The sequence below is a fragment of the Streptomyces sp. NPDC013157 genome (assembly GCF_042899865.1).
In the GTDB taxonomy this organism is placed as follows: domain Bacteria; phylum Actinomycetota; class Actinomycetes; order Streptomycetales; family Streptomycetaceae; genus Streptomyces.
The window spans coordinates 740814-756472 of the sequence record NZ_JBIBAK010000002.1 but is presented as its reverse complement, the minus strand read 5'-3'; the positions used below and the strand labels follow the sequence as shown (position 1 = coordinate 756472).

At 73.1% G+C, this 15659-nt stretch carries 15 protein-coding genes; 7 read left to right on the top strand and 8 right to left on the bottom strand.

The features are described from left to right. Positions 1 to 71: 71 nt before the first annotated feature. Complete coding sequence (locus tag ACFY6U_RS08770) at positions 72 to 608, bottom strand: hypothetical protein (RefSeq protein ID WP_390036046.1); 537 nt, start codon at positions 606 to 608, stop codon at positions 72 to 74. A gap of 50 nt (positions 609 to 658) precedes the next feature. Here ACFY6U_RS08770 and ACFY6U_RS08765 point away from each other — a divergent pair, with 50 nt between their 5' ends. Next, positions 659 to 1477, top strand: a complete 819-nt coding sequence (locus ACFY6U_RS08765; protein ID WP_390036044.1) for an SDR family NAD(P)-dependent oxidoreductase — start codon at positions 659 to 661, stop codon at positions 1475 to 1477. On the opposite strand, the gene ACFY6U_RS08760 is transcribed toward ACFY6U_RS08765, so the two are convergent. Beyond that, complete coding sequence (locus tag ACFY6U_RS08760) at positions 1463 to 2857, bottom strand: pyridoxal phosphate-dependent decarboxylase family protein (RefSeq protein WP_390036043.1); 1395 nt, start codon at positions 2855 to 2857, stop codon at positions 1463 to 1465. The genes ACFY6U_RS08765 and ACFY6U_RS08760 overlap by 15 nt on opposite strands. Before the next feature lie 194 nt (positions 2858 to 3051). Between ACFY6U_RS08760 and ACFY6U_RS08755 the strand changes: the two genes are divergently transcribed. Beyond that, the gene (locus tag ACFY6U_RS08755; protein WP_390036041.1) at positions 3052 to 3747 is read left to right on the top strand and encodes a L,D-transpeptidase family protein; all 696 of its coding nucleotides are present in this window, start codon (positions 3052 to 3054) and stop codon (positions 3745 to 3747) included. Positions 3748 to 3776: 29 nt separating this feature from the next. Here ACFY6U_RS08755 and ACFY6U_RS08750 read toward each other — a convergent pair whose 3' ends face one another. Then, positions 3777 to 4976 carry a Gfo/Idh/MocA family protein gene (locus ACFY6U_RS08750; RefSeq protein WP_390036039.1) on the bottom strand — a complete coding sequence of 400 codons (1200 nt, stop codon included), beginning with the start codon at positions 4974 to 4976 and terminating at the stop codon, positions 3777 to 3779. Positions 4977 to 5116: 140 nt separating this feature from the next. Between ACFY6U_RS08750 and ACFY6U_RS08745 the strand changes: the two genes are divergently transcribed. Together ACFY6U_RS08745 and ACFY6U_RS08740 are read left to right on the top strand one after the other, a co-directional pair. After that, positions 5117 to 6265: an ROK family protein gene (locus ACFY6U_RS08745; RefSeq protein ID WP_390036037.1), complete on the top strand. Its 1149-nt coding sequence runs from the start codon at positions 5117 to 5119 to the stop codon at positions 6263 to 6265. 153 nt (positions 6266 to 6418) lie between these two features. Further along, complete coding sequence (locus ACFY6U_RS08740) at positions 6419 to 6574, top strand: hypothetical protein (RefSeq protein ID WP_351500593.1); 156 nt, start codon at positions 6419 to 6421, stop codon at positions 6572 to 6574. Positions 6575 to 6671: 97 nt separating this feature from the next. Here ACFY6U_RS08740 and ACFY6U_RS08735 read toward each other — a convergent pair whose 3' ends face one another. Next, positions 6672 to 8048, bottom strand: a complete 1377-nt coding sequence (locus tag ACFY6U_RS08735) for a S1 family peptidase (protein WP_390036035.1) — start codon at positions 8046 to 8048, stop codon at positions 6672 to 6674. A 189-nt stretch (positions 8049 to 8237) separates the two neighbouring features. On the opposite strand from ACFY6U_RS08735, the gene ACFY6U_RS08730 reads away from it, so the two are divergent. The 3 genes from ACFY6U_RS08730 (at position 8238) to ACFY6U_RS08720 (ending at position 10722) form a co-directional block, all read left to right on the top strand. Continuing rightward, complete coding sequence (locus ACFY6U_RS08730) at positions 8238 to 9410, top strand: MalY/PatB family protein (RefSeq protein WP_390036033.1); 1173 nt, start codon at positions 8238 to 8240, stop codon at positions 9408 to 9410. A 31-nt stretch (positions 9411 to 9441) separates the two neighbouring features. After that, on the top strand, positions 9442 to 10200 hold the full coding sequence (locus ACFY6U_RS08725; protein ID WP_390036031.1) for a type 1 glutamine amidotransferase domain-containing protein: 759 nt from the start codon (positions 9442 to 9444) through the stop codon (positions 10198 to 10200). 126 nt (positions 10201 to 10326) lie between these two features. Further along, positions 10327 to 10722 (top strand): PPOX class F420-dependent oxidoreductase, encoded by a 396-nt coding sequence (locus ACFY6U_RS08720; RefSeq protein WP_351500572.1) that lies wholly within the window; start codon positions 10327 to 10329, stop codon positions 10720 to 10722. A 33-nt stretch (positions 10723 to 10755) separates the two neighbouring features. Here ACFY6U_RS08720 and ACFY6U_RS08715 read toward each other — a convergent pair whose 3' ends face one another. The 4 genes from ACFY6U_RS08715 to ACFY6U_RS08700 form a co-directional block, all read right to left on the bottom strand. Beyond that, on the bottom strand, positions 10756 to 13524 hold the full coding sequence (locus ACFY6U_RS08715; RefSeq protein WP_390036029.1) for a hypothetical protein: 2769 nt from the start codon (positions 13522 to 13524) through the stop codon (positions 10756 to 10758). Between the two features lie 229 nt (positions 13525 to 13753). Next, on the bottom strand, positions 13754 to 14140 hold the full coding sequence (locus tag ACFY6U_RS08710; RefSeq protein ID WP_390036027.1) for a DUF4440 domain-containing protein: 387 nt from the start codon (positions 14138 to 14140) through the stop codon (positions 13754 to 13756). A gap of 52 nt (positions 14141 to 14192) precedes the next feature. Further along, positions 14193 to 14612 carry a Zn-ribbon domain-containing OB-fold protein gene (locus ACFY6U_RS08705; RefSeq protein WP_390036554.1) on the bottom strand — a complete coding sequence of 140 codons (420 nt, stop codon included), beginning with the start codon at positions 14610 to 14612 and terminating at the stop codon, positions 14193 to 14195. A gap of 160 nt (positions 14613 to 14772) precedes the next feature. Continuing rightward, positions 14773 to 15516 carry a TetR family transcriptional regulator gene (locus tag ACFY6U_RS08700; protein WP_390036025.1) on the bottom strand — a complete coding sequence of 248 codons (744 nt, stop codon included), beginning with the start codon at positions 15514 to 15516 and terminating at the stop codon, positions 14773 to 14775. Between the last annotated feature and the right edge of the window lie 143 nt (positions 15517 to 15659).

Below are 15659 nucleotides of genomic sequence, written 5' to 3'. Positions count from 1 at the left end.
TGATGCCGGCTTCCGCGGAAGGCCCGCCATCGGCCACCGCGGAACCGGCCACCGCGGAACCGGCACGCCCCTCAGTCGTCGGACGCCGGCCGGGTCGGCCAGAGCGCCGGATGCCCCGGAGGCAGTGCGAGATCCTCGCGTACGGCGGTGTAGTAGCGCTCCCGGCAGGCCCGCTGCCGTGCCAGCAGGTCCTGCCAGGCGTCCGGGGCGACCGTCCCGGAACGCATGAACCGCTCCATGGCCATCACCGCCGTCACCCACTCCCGCGCCTGCTCCACCACCTCCCGGCTGCCCAGCATGATCAGCGCCTCCCCGGCCGGATCGCGGCCGTCGGTGGCCGCCGCCAGCTGCGGCTCGGCCTCGGCCGGGGAGATCGGGTGCGGATGCGGGTCGTTGCCGAGATGGGCCGCGACGCGGTAGGTGAGGTTCACCGTTTTCTTCAGCGCCCGCGCGTACTCGCTGTACACCGCCAGCCGCCGCTCCTCCCAGCGCGCCTCCTGCTCTCGCCGGAACCGCGCCCGGTCACCCCGCACCACCGCGAGGTACGAACCGAGCGCGCCGATCACGACGCCTATCAGGGCCGGGAGTTGCTGCAGGAACGCGGTCATGTGCGCACGGTATCTGTCCTGTTGATCGTCCGGCCCGTACGGTCGTCGCCATGACCGGACTGACTCGCTTTGCCGGACACGGAGTTCTCGTCACGGGCGCGGCCCGCGGCATCGGCGCGGCCGTCGCCCGTCGGCTGGCCGAGGAGGGCGCACAGGTGCTGGCGACCGACCGGGACCTGCCCGAGGCGGAGCGGACGGCGGTCGCGCTGCGCGAACAGGGCCTGGCGGTAACGGCGTTCGCCTGTGACGTCGCCGACCGGGACTCGGTGGCGGCGGCCGTCGAGCGGGCCGTCGGCGCCTTCGGCACGCTCGACGTCCTGGTGAACTGCGCCGCGCACTGCACCCCGGACGTCCCCCTCTTCGAGGACCAGCCGGACGACGGGTGGGCGCTGGACCTCGACATCACACTCACCGGCGTCCACCGCTGCTGCCGTGCCGCCCTCCCGTATCTCGCCGCCTCCGGACGGGGCGCGATCGTCAGCATCGGCTCCGTCAACGCCCGGGCGGACTTCGGCAACCACGCCTACAGCGCCGCCAAGGCCGGTCTCGCCTCGCTGACCCGCACCCTCGCCGGGCACGCGGCCGCGCGCGGGGTGCGGGTCAACCTGGTGGAGCCGGGGACGGTCCGCACCTCGGCCTGGGCGGGCCGGGAGGACGAACTCGACGCCGTCCGGCCGCTGTACCCGCTCGGCCGGGTCGGCGAACCCGAGGACATCGCCGCGGCCGTCGCCTTCCTCGCCTCCCGCGACGCCGCCTGGATCACCGGCACCACCCTGAGCGTCGACGGCGGACTCACCGCCGTCCACAGCGGATTCCACGCCGCGCTGCGGCCGCACCGGGAGGCCCGGAGCGGCTCAGAGAGCGGCTGACGCGGTCGCGAGCACCGCCAGCACGCGCCGGGTGTCGTCCTCGGCGGTCCGCCAGTTGCTGAACGCGGCCCGCAGCGCCGGAACCCCGCCGTACACCGTCGGCGTCAGGAACGCCTCCCCGGACGCGGCGACCGCCCGGGCCAGCGCGGCCACCCGTTCCTGCGTGGGCTGTTCGGAGAGGGTGAAGCAGACGACGTTGAGCCGGACCGGGGCGAGCAGACGCAGGGCGGGCAGCTCCTCGATGCCGGAACCGAGGCGGCGGGCCTCGACGACGTTGCGCTCGACGATCTCGCGGTGCCCGTCCCGGCCGTACGCCGTCAGCGCGAACCAGGCCGGCAGCGCCCGCATCCGGCGGGAGTTCTCCGGGGTCAGGTGCAGGAAGTCCGGGGTGCCGGCGGGCGGGCCCAGGTAGGGGGACTCGTTCTGGAAGACGGCCACCTGGAGGTCGCGGCGGCGGGTGAACTGCACGGCCGCGTCGTAGGGGACGTTGAGCCACTTGTGCAGGTCCACGCAGACCGAGTCGGCCGCGTCGAGCCCGGCGACGAGCGGGGCGTGGGCGGGGGAGAGGGCGGCGAAGGCGCCGAACGCGGCGTCCACGTGCAGCCAGAAGCCGTACCGCTCCTTGAGGGCGGCGATCGCCCGCAGGTCGTCGAAGTCGACGGTGTTCACGGTGCCCGCGTTGGCGACGACGATGGCCGGCCGTCCGTCCCGCGCGGCCAGCGCCGCGTCGAGCGCGGTCACGTCCACCGCCTCCCGGTTGCCGGGCAGCAGCGCCACCCGGTGCAGTCGGTCCCGGCCGATGCCGAGCACCGAGAGCGCCTTGCCGACGCTGGAGTGCGGGCTGCCGGAGAACACGTCGACCGGGCCGAGCGCGGCGGCGCCCGCCCGGGAGACGTCCACCCCGAGCCGCTCCCCGAGCCAGGCGCGGGCGATCGCCAGACCGACCGTGTTCGACATCGTGGCCCCGGACACAAAGGCGCCGCTGTGCGCGTCGCCGAGCCCGAACAGCTCGGCCAGCCAGGCCACGGTCTCGCGCTCCAGGGCGGCGCCCCAGGAACCGGCGTCCCCGGACAGGTTCTGGTCGTAGGCCGAGGTCAGCCAGTCGCCGGTGAGGGAGGCGGGGGTCACCCCGCCGGTGACGAAACCGAGGTAACGTGGCCCGGCCGAGGCGGACATACCCGGCGCCCACCGCTCGGTGAACCGGGCCAGTGCGCCGGCCCCGCCCTCCCCCCGCCCGGGCAGCGGCGCCCGCGCGGGCGCGGGCCCGAGCACGGCCACCGGCCGCTCGGGCGATCCGGCCGCCGCACGGGCGGCCACGTCGCGGGCGGACTGGAGGAGTTCGGGAAGCCGGGCGAGATCGTCGGCGAGTGCGGGGTGCATGACCCGCACACTAGGTCGGCCACGACGCTGTGGCGCGGGCCACTTCCGGGTAAGTGGACCCATGCCGGCCGGGGCAGCCACGGCGGGTAAGTTAACCGTTTCGTCACAGTGCGCCCCGGGCTACAACCAATGCCGCGCATCGGGCGGTCCAGTACGACGAGACCACAGCACAGGAAAAAGGAGACAGACGCCATATGGGGGACATACGCAGACGAAGTGCCGTAGTGCTCGGTGTCACTGGCCTTGTGGCGCCGCTCACGCTCGCCCTCACCTCCGCTCCGGCGCAGGCGGCGAGCTGCACCACGCAGGCCGGGCCGTACCAGAAGCAGGTGGAGAAGTTCCTCGGGCGGCCGGTCGACGGCAAGCAGTCCACCGCCGACTGCAAGGCGATCCAGGCCTTCCAGAACAAGCACGGCATCACGCCCGCCGTCGGGTACGCGGGTCCCGTCACCTGGGGCGTGATGGACCTGATGAACAAGCAGAAGGCCGTCGGGAACAAGCCCAACAAGGACGGCAAGTGCCCGACGAACAAGGGGCGCATCGCCTGCGTCAACCTCACGCTCCAGCTGAGCTGGATCCAGGACGGCAGCAGGCTGGTCTACGGCCCGGTGCCGGTCCGCACCGGCCGGGACGGGTTCGAGACCCGAACCGGCCTGAAGAAGATCTACTGGCGTGACATCGACCACGTCTCGTCCGTCTACAACGTGCCGATGCCCTACAGCCAGTTCTTCGACGGGGGTCAGGCCTTCCACTCGGTGAATCTCAGCATGTGGAACCCGCCGGGCTCGCACGGCTGCGTCAACATGACCCCCACCACCGCCAAGAAGTACTGGTCGCTGCTGAAGACCGGTGACGACGTCTACGTGTACGGCCGCAAGCCGGGCACCTGACGGCACCCGGCCCCGGCCGGCGCCCCGGCTCAGCTCGCCGGGGCGTCCCCGAAGTCCGGGATCTCCAGCCTGGCCCCGCCCTGCCGCGCGGACTCGTGCGCGATGATGCCCGGCAGGGTGTAGCGGGCCGCGACCCACGCGTTGACCGACGGCAGACTGCGCGTGTTGACGGCGGTCACGAAGTCGTCCACCAGGAAGTGGTGGCTGCCCTCGTGCCCGTTGTGGAGCGCGTCGAACTCCCGCGGCAGCCGCGCCCGGTCGTGGACCGGTGCCGACCCGGAGGTGAAGGCGGCCCGCAGTTCCGGCGCGATGTGCTGGAGCGACGGGTCGTCGGGCGACATGGTGGGCTTGGGCTCGAGGAGCTCGCTGATGTCCTGGACGCCCTTCTTGTCCTGCCACAGCGCCACCGTCGCCAGCTGCTCCATGCTCGCCTCCGTGCCGAAGAACCGGAAGCGGGACTCACGGATGTGCGACGGGTAGCCCACCCGCCGGAACTCGTTGGTGCGGAACGAACCGCCGCCCGCCACCTCGAACAGAGCGGTGGCGTTGGACACGTCGTTGCCGAACTGGCTGACCTCCTTGTCGAAGACGCCGTCACCCCGGTCGTCCACGACCCCGATCGCCGACACGCTCACCGCGTGGGTCTGCCAGGCGCCGAGCACCCCGCCCACCGCGTGCGTCGGGTAGAGCAGCGGGGGATAGCTGGCGGTCGCCTTCCAGTTCTCGCCGCCGCTGTAGCGGTAGGCGTCGTAGAAGCCGAGGTCCATGTCGTGGACGTAGTCGCCCTCGGCGTAGAAGAGCCGCCCGAAGGCGCCCTCGGCGATCTGGTTGCGGGCGTGCACGGTCGCCGGGTTGTACTGGCTGGTCTCGCCCATCATGTACGTCAGCCCGGTCGCCTTGACCGTGTCGATGATCGCGGCGATCTCCTCGGTCGTGATCGCCATCGGAACCGCGGAGTACACGTGCTTGCCGGCGTTCAGGCCCTGGAGGACCAGCGGGCCGTGCGTCCAGCGCTGGGTGAAGATCGCGACCGCGTCGACGCCGGACTCCAGCATGGCCTCGTACGACGGGAAGGTGCCCGCCAGACCCTGGTCGGCGGCGAGCTTCTCCGCCCGCTCGGGCAGCAGGTCGGTGACGTACACGTCGCCGACGCCTGGATGGGCCTGGAACAGCGTGGCGAACTGGCCGGAGAACTGTCCGGCGCCGACGATGCCGAGTGAGAAAGTCATGGGGTTACTTTTGCTGCGGAAGAATCTTGCCGTCAAGGGGCGGAAGGAAGTCGGAAAGGTGCGAGGAGGGCGCTTATGCGGCGCACCCGGCGCACAGTAGGGTGGCTTGGTTGCTTCAGCTCCGGAAGAAAAGGGATACCGTGACCGACTGGCTGCCGCTGAGCCCCGCGGAGCGCTCCGTGGCGATCGAGGTGCTCGTCAACGGTCCGCTGTCACGCACCGCGCTGGCCCGCAGGCTGAACCTGTCCCAGGGCAGCCTCACCCGCCTCACCAAGCCGCTCATCGAATCCGGGCTGCTCGTCGAGGCACCCTGGACGGGCGTCCCGGCGGAGGCGCGCCAGGGCCGTCCCTCGCAGCCGCTCGACGTGGTCGCCGAGTCCCGGTCCTTCCTCGGCTTCAAGATCACCGACGAGATGGTCTACGCCGTGGTCACCAGCCTCAGGAGCGACATCGTCGCCCGCCTCGACCGACCCCTCGCCGGCCATGACCCCGAGTACGTCGCCGACCTGCTGGCCGACATGACCGCCGAGCTCGCCGGCCGCCACCCGGCGATCGCGGGCATCGGCATCGGCGTCGGCGGGTTCGTGCGCGAGTTCGCGGTGGTCGGCGAGTCGCCCTACCTGTCCTGGCGTGACGTTCCGCTGGCCGGCCTGGTCCGCGAGCGCACCGGGCTGCCGGTCGTCGTGGAGAACGACGTGGCCGCCCTGGTCGAGGCCGAGACCTGGTTCGGCGCCGGCCGCGGACTCGACCGGTTCGTCGTCCTGACCATCGGCGCCGGCATCGGCTACGGCCTGGTGCTCGGCGGCAGGCGGGTCCCGTGCGCCGAGGAGGACCGCGGCTTCGGGCGGCACTGGATCATCGACCCGCTGGGCCCGCTCACCCCGCAGGGAGAGCGCGGCAGCGCCGTGTCGCTGCTCACCATCCCCAGCATCCGCTACCAGGTCCGGGCCGCCACCGGCCGCGACGCGTCGTACGAGGAGATCCTCGCCGGCGCCGCAGCGGGCGAGCCGATGGCCGCGCGGGTGATCGGCGAGGCCGGCCGGGCGCTGGGCTCGCTGCTCGCGCAGATCGCGAACTTCGTCATGCCGCAGAAGATCCTGCTGGCCGGGGAGGGGGTCGGCCTGATGGAGGTGGCCGGGGACACGGTGCGGGAGACGGTCCGCGCCCACCGGCATCCGCTCGCCGCCCCGATCGGCCTGGAGACCAAGGTCTCCGACTTCCACGACTGGGCGCGGGGTGCGGCCGTCCTGGCGATCCAGGTTCTGGTGCTCGGCCGGGCCGGCGGCTGAACCGCCGTTTCCGCAGGTACGGCCGTTGCCGGACCACGGCGAACTCCCGCCTGTCCTTGACACATTGACGTGATGAGTAACACGGTCCGATATGTCCGTATCGGTCGTACTTACTCACGGCGCCTTCACGTCGAGCGGCATATGCTTCACACCATGTCCACCACTGTTGAAACCGTCACCGAGCGATCGGCCGACGAGGTCAACGAGGAGATCCGGGCCCTGTGGCTCCGGTCGGGCGGGACACTGAGCACCGAGCAGCGCGAGGAGTACCAGCGGCTCGTCCTCGAATGGGCGGCAGCGACCCCGTAGCAGCCGGGCCAGACGGCCTGACCGCCCGTCCCGGGCACCCGCAGCGGGCGGGTGCCCTTCTCGTAGGACCTCGCGCGGCAGACCTCGCGCCGCCCCGTCAGCCCCAAGTGGCCGAGTAGTAGCGCTGGTACGCCTTGCGGTCCTGTTCCGCGCGGATGAAGCGCGTGCCCACCAGCGCGATCAGACTGCCCCCGATCACCAGCAGGCCCGGCCCGATATTGCGGGTGTCCGTGAGCCGGGCGACCAGGCTGGTGTCGTCCCCGGTGACCGGCGCCGTCGAACCCGGCGTGGCCGTGCTCGGCGCGATGGCGCTGTGGTTGGCCGACGCGGACGGCGCGGGCGTGGCGGCCTGCCCCCCGGCGGCCTGCTTCGCCACGATCAGCTGCACGTTCAGCGCCGCCATCGCCCGCGTCACCGGCTGGAAGAACGTCACCCCGCCCGTGGTGCAGTCACCGCTGCCGCCCGAGGTCATCCCGAGCGCGATGCCGTTGGAGAACAACGGACCCCCGCTGTCGCCCGGTTCGGCACACACGTTGGTCTGGATGAGCCCGGTGACGGTGCCCTCGGGGTAGTTGACGGTCGCGTTCAGCGCGGTCACCGTGCCGTCGTGCAGCCCGCTGGTGGAGCCGCTGCGGAACACCTTCTCGCCGACCGTCGGATCCGCCGCCCCCGTGATCCGCACGCCCTGGCCGTTGCCGATCGCGACCACGTCCGCGTTGTCACCGGCCTTCCCGTTCGCGTACTGGATCAGCGAGAAGTCGTTGCCCGGGAACTGCGTGTCGATCGTGGTGCCCACCTGCTGGTCGTTGCCCTGTCCCTCGTCGAACCAGATGGTGTTGGCGGGACCGCAGTGACCGGCGGTGAGGATGAAATCGGTGGTCCCGTTGGTGACGTTGAACCCCGCCGAACAGCGGCCGCCCGTCGACAGGATGGGCTGCGCCCCGTTCAGCCGGGTGGTGAACTTGCCCTCGGAGCGCTGCATCTGCACGAAACCGCCGATGCCCGCGGCGACCCGGCTCAGGTCCGACCAGTCCGACGCGGAGACCGTGCTGTCGGCCTCCACCATCACCCGGTTGGTCTTGTAGTCCACCGCCCACGCGGTGCCGGCCACCCGAGGTGCCGCCTTCAGCGTCGCGGTCGCCGCCTTCAGCTCGTTCATGCTGTGCGACACCATCTTGGGCTCGGCGCCCGCCCGCTTCACCGTCGCCGCGGCCTGCTCGTCGGTCACCGCGACCACCGGCTTGCCGTCGGCGCCGATCCAGCTGCCCGCGGTGCGGGCCGTGCCGAGCTCCGCCACCAGCGCGGCCCCGGTGTCACCGGCCTCGGTCGCGGAGCCCGAACTGAACGGGACGGCGGACGTGCCGGGAGTCTCGCTCGCCATGGCCGTGGTGACCATCGCGCCTCCCAGAAGGAGTCCGCCGACCGCCGCCAGCTGTGTCCCCCGCCGGACGACCCGTCGTCGTGCGTGCCTCATCAATGGCTCCCGAACCCCGAACGCGCGGTGCCTGCACCGCGGGGCCCTCCGGTCGTCGAGCGCCCTGCTCTCCATACGTGGGCGGCCCGCGGGGTGTTCACGGCGGTAGTGATCTTTACGATCCCGTGGCAGTGCGGCACGGCCCCACGCCTCGTTCCCGGGCCCGCCCCAGCCGCCTATCTTGAGCCCATGACCAGCATCCCGCAGGAGAATCCGGGCGGACCGAACCCGTTGCGCGCCCTCACCCTCGACCGGCTGCGATGTCGTACCAGCATGAAATGGCGCACCTATCCCGAGGACGTGCTCCCGCTGTGGGTGGCCGAGATGGACGTGCCGCTCGCGCCGGCCGTGGTCCGCGCGGTCACGGACGCGATGGAACTCGGCGACACCGGCTACCCGGCGGGCACCGCCTACGCCGAGGCGCTCGCCGCGTTCGCCGCGAAACGCTGGGACTGGGACGGGCTCGACACGGCCCGCACCGCGATCGTCCCCGACGTGATGCTCGGCGTGGTCGAGATGCTGAAGCTCGTGACCGGGCCCGGCGACCCGGTGGTCGTCAACTCGCCGGTGTACCCGCCGTTCTACCAGTTCGTCGAACACATGGACCGGCGGGTGGTGGAGGCCCCGCTCGGGGCCGACGGGAGGATCGACCTCGGCGTCCTGGAGGCGGCGTTCCGCGGGCTCGGCGGCGGGCGGGCCGGCTATCTGCTCTGCAGCCCCCACAACCCGACCGGCACCGTCCACACCGCCGACGAGCTCACCGCCGTCACCGCCCTCGCCGAGCGGTACGGCGTCCGGGTCGTCGCCGACGAGATCCACGCCCCGCTCACCGCCCCGGGCGTCGGCTTCGTGCCGTACCTGAGCGTGCCGGGCGCCGAGCGCGGGCTGTCCCTGATGTCGGCGTCCAAGGCCTGGAACCTCGCCGGTCTCAAGGCCGCGCTCGCCGTGGCCGGACCCGGGGCAGCCGCCGACCTCGCCCGGCTGCCGGAGGAGGTGAGCCACGGCCCGAGCCACGTCGGCGTCATCGCCCACACGACCGCGCTGACCGACGGCACCGCCTGGCTGGACGCGCTGCTCGCGGGCCTGGACGAGAACCGGCGCCTGCTGGCCGGGCTGCTCGACCGCCACCTGCCCGGCATCCGGTACCGGCCCGCCGAGGCCACCTTCCTCGCCTGGCTCGACTGCCGCGCTCTCGGCCTCGGCGACGATCCGGCCGAGGTCTTCCTGGACCGGGGCCGGGTCGCCGTCAACTCCGGCATCCCCTTCGGGACCGGTGGTGCCGGGCACGTACGGCTCAACCTGGCCACCTCGCCCGAGGTGATCACGGAGGCGGTGGAGCGGATGGCGTCGGCGCTCGCGTGAGGCGTGGCCGCGCGGCTGACATCATGGCCGTATGCGCGTGCTGATACCGCTTCCCGACCGGGACTTCGACGTGACCGAGGTGGCCGTGCCCTGGTGGGAGCTGACCCGGGCCGGCCACGAGGTGGTCTTCGCCACCGAACGCGCCGGCACCCGGCCCGCCGCCGACCCCCGGCTGCTCACCGGCGTGTTGTTCGGGCAGCTCGGCGCGGCGGAGGAACCCAAGCGGTGCTACGAACAGCTCACCGCCGCACCTGAGTTCACCGCCACGCTCGCCTGGGCCGACCTCGATGTCACCGGCTTCGACGGGCTGCTGCTGCCCGGCGGCCACGCGCCCGGCATGCGCCAGTACCTCGGTTCGTCCGAACTGCGCGACCAGGTAGGGAAGTTCTGGGCGCTCGGCCGCCCGGTCGGCGCGATCTGCCACGGTGTCCTCGTCCTCGCCCGCACCGGGGACCCGGCCACCGGGCACAGCGTCCTGTCCGGCCGCCGTACCACCTGCCTGCCCAAGTACATGGAACGCACGGCCTACTTGACCACCGCCTGGCGCCTGGGCCGCTACTACCGGACCTACCCCGCCTACGTCGAGGACGAGGTGCGCGCTGCCCTCGCCGACCCGGACGCCCAGTTCGAGCGCGGCCCCCGCGAGCTCACCCGGCGCGGCACCGCGACCGACGACACCCACGCCTTCGTCGTCGAGGACGGCACGTATCTGTCGGCCCGCTGGCCCGGTGACGCGTATCTGTTCGCGCGGAGGTACCTCGACCTGCTCGACAGGCATTCGGAAGCGTGAGCGCTGCGCCGGCCGCGCGGTTCGTCGACCGCGGGCCGGTGGGGGCTGGTCGCGCCCACGCGGCGGAGCCGCACATCGATACGGCCCCGCGCCGCTGCGGGGCGCGGGGCCGCCTAGACTCCGGTCATGGACGACACCACCGGTACGGCCCTCGACCGGCTCGGCGCCGGCAAGTACCTCCTGGTCACCAGCTACCGCAAGGACGGCACCCCCGTGCCCACGCCGGTGTGGGTGGTGCGGGACGGGGACGCGCTCGGCGTCTGGACGGTCGCCGACTCCTTCAAGGTCAAGCGCATCCGCCGCCGTGCCGACGTCACGGTCGGCCCCTGCGACCTGCGTGGCAACCCGACCGGCGACCCCGTCCCGGCCACCGCCGAGATCACCGACGCGGCCACCACCGCCCGCTACCGCGGCCTCATCGCCCGCAAGTACGGCATCACCGGCCGCCTCACCCTCCTCGGCAGCAGGCTGCGCCGGGGCGTCGACGGCACGCTCGGCATCCGCGTGACCCTGGCGCCCTGAGGAGGCCGGGACCCCCTCAGGGCGCGCGGGGCGCTACGAGGCGTCCAGCACCGTGCCGGTGAGCGTCAGACCGCCGGGCAGCGGCTTGCCCTCGTCGTCCGCCTGCTGGAAGGTCACCGACTCGGCCGGTTCCGCGACCTGGTCCCGTACGGTGGGCACGGTCACGTCGAGGCGGGTCTGCCCGGCGGGCACGTCCAGCCACAGGTACAGGCCGTCGACCTGGGACAGCGGCCGCTCCGGGTCCGGATCGGCGCCGGAGACGTCGGCCAGCCAGCGGGGGGCGACGTCCTTGGTGGACAGCTCCGTGCCGCCGCTGCCGGCCGGCACCGGCACGAACAGCGCGCCGATGTCCGTGTCCGCGGCCTCCGACAGCGAGATCCGCCACTTCAGGGCCGAGCCCTCGGTCACCCGGTCCGCGAGCGGGGTCACGGTGACGGTGGGTGCCGGGTCGTCGTTGTGTACGGTCAGCCCGCCCAGGTAGGAGCCGACGACCGCCCCGTGGACGGCCTTGACCAGCACGTCGTACGGCACGTCGGCGCCGTAGCGGGTGTTGCCCCGCACCTTGACCGGCACGTCGATGCCGTGGCCGCCGGGCCGCACGGTGACCAGGCGGTCCTTCGCGGTACCGGTCGCCGGGTCGACGACGTACACCCGGACCTGGCCGCTGCCCCGCCCGGACACCCGCACCGGGACGTGGTAGGTGCGGACGCCCGAGTCGCCCTCGTCGACCGTGAGCCGGCCGACGTCGACGCGCGGCAGCCCGGCCGCGCGGACCGCCGGGGTGCCCGGCCGCCAGCCCCAGGCGTCCATCAGCCAGGCCCGTCCGGACCCCGAACGCGGCGTCAGCTCCAGGGATGTCACGGACCGCAGGTCGAGGCCGGCCCGGCGGGCGGCGGTGAGCGGTACGCGCAGTTCGCGCGCCCAGTAGGACGCGGTGCGGTCGCTGCCGGGCAGTCCGTCGGCCCGGACCCGGCCCAGTACGGCCCGCCGGCCGTGGCTGTCGGTGACGGACACGTCGAGGCCGGTGCCCCTGGTGTTCGGCGGCACGAAGACCCGCAGCGCGAGCGCCTCGGCGCCGGAGAGCGAGACCGGCCGCGCCACCCGGATGCGGGCCGGCGTTCCGGCGGACGTCCAGTGCAGCGCGATCGCGTGCCGGCCGGCCTCCCGTGCCGTCTCCCACTGCGCGAAGTGGGGCGAGGCGCCCGTGGTGCCCTCGCCCAGGCAGGCCACCGCCGGGTCGGGATCGACCGCCGAGCACAGCCGGCCGCCGGTCACCGTCACCTCTCCGTCCGGCAGGAACCCGGCACCGCGGTTCGCGCCGACCGCGTGGCCGAGCACCCGCGCCGGATCCGCCGACGGCGCCCGCCGCCCCGAACCGTCCAGCAGCGGACGGACCTTGTCGTCCCCCGCGACGAACAGCCGGGCCGCCGCCGCGATGTACGCCGAGCCCGCCCGGTGCTGCTGGTCGGCCGTCAGCCGGGTCGCGGCGCCCGGGGAGCAGACCGGGTCCGGGTGGTCCGGGTCGTCGAAGAAGTCGTCCTCCGCGGGGGCCTGCGCCTGCCCCGGCGTCCACTCCGTGTTGAAGAAGTTGTGGTCGGCGCCGATCACGTACACCGCGCTGTGCAGGGCCTTGCCCTTGCTGACCGCGCGGGTGCCGTCGACGTACACCTCGCCCTGGAGGTCGGAGACGTCGCCGTCGCAGCCCGGCAGGATCGTGAGCGACGGCACGTCCGGCACCGGGTTCTGGCCGAAGACGGTCGGCCCGATCAGCACGGTCCCGCTGATGTGCCAGCGCACCTTGCCGTGGTAGCCGTCCTGGTCGGCCGGCGGCGGGTACAGGCTGTCCAGCGCCGCCCGGTTGACGCCCTCGCCGCCGCGCGAGTGGCCGATCAGCAGCACGCGGGAGAGGTCGGCGCGGGGTGCCTCGCGCACGATCGGGGGCGCGTGCCCCGGGTCGCGCGCCCAGTCGGCCCAGTGCGCGAGGTGCAGCCGGATCAGGGACGAACGGGCCTGCGCGCCGCCGTCCTCGGCCTGCCAGTCCTGGCCGTTGATCCCGTTGGCCGAGATCGACACCGTCACATAGCCCTGGGAGGCCAGCAGTTGCTGGTCGCGCAGATAACCCCGGTGACTCGGTATGGGGAGCGTCCCGGCCGGGCACGGCCAGGCGCCGGAGGCGTCGTCGGAGCCGCCGTGCGGGGCGTAGCAGGTGGCGTGGCGGCCGTGCAGGAACAGCGCGAGCGGGCGGGCCCCGGAGACCCCGGTGGGCGCGACCACCACGGCCTGCATCTCGACCGGTACGGAGAACCCGGGCAGCCGCACCGACTTGAGACGGTACGAGCCCGTCTCCGTGCGGTACTGGCCGGGCCTGCCCGGGTCCACCGGATTGGCGGGCAGCGGTGCGGGCGGCCGGACCGCCGCCGCATGCCCGGAGGCGTCCGCGCCCGGACGGGCGTCCAACCTTCGTCCGCCGGACCAGACCTGAAGGTCCTTCAGCGCGCCCGCCCGTGCCCCGTCCAGGCCGAGCCGGAAGGTGTGCCCGTCCCGCTCCGGCTTCGGCACCCCCAACAGCCGCCCGCCCGCACGGAATTCCACCCGCGCGTCTCCCATCGGCACCCGCCTGCCGGACCGCCACACCAGCTGGGGCGCCTGCCGTCCCCGGTCGATGTGCCAGCCGGGCGGCAGCTTCCCGTCGGATGCGGCTGCGGCTGGGCCCTGTTGAGCGTGTGCGGTGGTGCCGGACACTCCTCCCGCGAGCGCGAGCACCGCCGCAGCGGTGACCCATATGCGCCGGGTACGGACCAATGTTCCTCCTCCTCGCAAGGCGAGCACGGGCCGCCCCGGCCGTCCCGGGGAAGCCCCTCGCCCTCCGGAGGACGGGGAGTGGAGTCTGTGGGTTGCCTGTGCGACTGGAGTGAACGGATCACGTGCGGGATACCGGAGTGAACCGGTCAGGTGCGGGAGGGGGCGGCACCTGTCGAGTTCGGGGGCGGTCTGCCCGCGGGCGAACTCGACGGGTGCCGCCCCTCGCGTGCTACTCGACGCCGCGCGGTACGACCGTGGCGTGGTGGTAGTACATGCGCCAGCCGCTGCGCTCGTCGTGCCGGCGCCAGAGTGAGCTGTGGCGGGAGCGGCGGTCGCCGAGGCGGGTCTCGAAGGTCACCTGTACCAGCCCGGGAGCGAGGACGACAGCGGTCATGCCGGACGGCTCGTACCGGGGGCCGTTCGCCGACGCCCCCGGCTTGTCGGGCAGTTCGGCGAGCAGCTGCTGGTACGTGGACCTGCGGCCGGACGCGCCCACCTCCACGAACTCCGGGTCCAGCAGCTCGGCCGCCCGGTCCCGGGAGGCGCGCACCGCGGGATCCATCAGCCGCAGCTCGCCCGCGATCACGGCCGCCGCCTGGGCCTGTTCGTCGTCCATGGGCACATCCTCGCCCAGCGGCCCGGTCGCCGGGCAACCGGATTTCCGACCGTCAGCTCCAGGCCCGGTACGGCTCGTCCAGCAGCTGGAAGACCGGCTCACCCCGCACGGGGTCCTTGGCCGTGGAGAGCCTGACCCGGTCACCGCTGTGGATGCCGATCGGCGGGCCCATGACCCGGCCCCGGACCACGAACCCCTCGGCCATCTCGATCAGGGACACGTTGCGCGCGGCGGGGGTGTTGCGGTGCACCACCGTCGAGTGGCGGACCGTGCCGGTGCCCTCGCTGCGCTCCGTCCGCAGCTCGCTGCACTGGCACACCGGACACAGCAGCCGGTGGTACATCGCGGTGCCGCACCAGGTGCAGCGCTGGTAGACGATGGCGTCCTTGCCCCATTCCGCGGGCGCGGGGTCGAGAACGCCCGTCGCGAATCCGACCGCCGACTGCGCGGCGCTCGTCGAGTGGTGGTACACGCTGGTCAACTCCCTGCGCTCGCCCGGAATCCCGCGTGTCCGGACCCGGCCGGGCACGCCTGTGCCCGGTTGGCCGTGCCACCGTGCACGTCGACAGAGTATGGCACTCAGTGCCAGTCGTAAAGGCACTGCGTACCCCGAATATGAGCTCTTCCGGATCTCAGGCGCGGCCGAACGCGGTCTCGATCTCCTGGACCACCCGCCACAGCGGGGCGTCCCGCCGCGAGACGAGGACGACCACGTCGTCCGGGTGTTCCGCCGGGCCGCCGAACAGCGCGGCCGACGCCCCGCCCTCGGCGGCCCCGGCGGCCCCGGTGCCGAACGCGGCCTGCACGTACCCGAGGGCGTGGTCGACCGTCTCGTCCGCGTCGACCCGCCCCTCCGAACGCAGCCAGGAGCGGAGCGCGTTGTTGTGCGCCGCGACCACGGCCGCCGCGACGACATCCGCCCGCAGCGTCCCGTCGGGGCGGCCGGCGTACCGGCCGCGCAGGTACTCGGCGAGGGCGCGCTCGTAGCGCCACACCACCGACAGCTCGTACGCGCGCAGCCCCGGGACCTGTTTGGTGAGCCGGTAGCGCTGTACGGAGAACGTGGGGTTCTCCGCGTACATCCGCAGCACCAGCCGGGCCGCGTCGCACACCCGCCGCACCGGCTCGCACTCCGGGTCGTCCGCCGCCAGGAAGGCGGTCATGTCGGCCAGGCACCCCTCGTGGTCGGGGAAGACCACGTCCTCCTTGGACGGGAAGTAGCGGAAGAACGACCGGCGCCCGACCCCCGCGAGGGCAACGATGTCGTCGACGGTCGTCTGCTCGTACCCGCGCTCCACGAAGAGCCGGAAGGCCGCCGCGACCAGGGCGTCCCGCATGGGCGGCTTGGCGGGCGGTGCCACGCTGCTGGAGCTCATGGACGCGAACGTAGCATTCCGCCGACCCGTGTGGCACTCAGTGCACCAGGTTGGGGGACTGAGTGCTCTGCCGGCCGCCCCGGACCCGCTCGCGCTCCCGGTCTGAACCGGTGGGGCGGTCCTCCCGTATGTGTTCTCGGGGA

Coding starts and splice junctions, on each gene's coding strand:
- ACFY6U_RS08770 (WP_390036046.1), bottom strand. CDS start 608: ATGACCGCGTTCCTGCAGCAACTCCCGGCCCTGATAGGCGTCGTGATC.
- ACFY6U_RS08765 (WP_390036044.1), top strand. CDS start 659: ATGACCGGACTGACTCGCTTTGCCGGACACGGAGTTCTCGTCACGGGC.
- ACFY6U_RS08760 (WP_390036043.1), bottom strand. CDS start 2,857: ATGCACCCCGCACTCGCCGACGATCTCGCCCGGCTTCCCGAACTCCTC.
- ACFY6U_RS08755 (WP_390036041.1), top strand. CDS start 3,052: ATGGGGGACATACGCAGACGAAGTGCCGTAGTGCTCGGTGTCACTGGC.
- ACFY6U_RS08750 (WP_390036039.1), bottom strand. CDS start 4,976: ATGACTTTCTCACTCGGCATCGTCGGCGCCGGACAGTTCTCCGGCCAG.
- ACFY6U_RS08740 (WP_351500593.1), top strand. CDS start 6,419: ATGTCCACCACTGTTGAAACCGTCACCGAGCGATCGGCCGACGAGGTC.
- ACFY6U_RS08735 (WP_390036035.1), bottom strand. CDS start 8,048: ATGAGGCACGCACGACGACGGGTCGTCCGGCGGGGGACACAGCTGGCG.
- ACFY6U_RS08730 (WP_390036033.1), top strand. CDS start 8,238: ATGACCAGCATCCCGCAGGAGAATCCGGGCGGACCGAACCCGTTGCGC.
- ACFY6U_RS08725 (WP_390036031.1), top strand. CDS start 9,442: ATGCGCGTGCTGATACCGCTTCCCGACCGGGACTTCGACGTGACCGAG.
- ACFY6U_RS08720 (WP_351500572.1), top strand. CDS start 10,327: ATGGACGACACCACCGGTACGGCCCTCGACCGGCTCGGCGCCGGCAAG.
- ACFY6U_RS08710 (WP_390036027.1), bottom strand. CDS start 14,140: ATGGACGACGAACAGGCCCAGGCGGCGGCCGTGATCGCGGGCGAGCTG.
- ACFY6U_RS08700 (WP_390036025.1), bottom strand. CDS start 15,516: ATGAGCTCCAGCAGCGTGGCACCGCCCGCCAAGCCGCCCATGCGGGAC.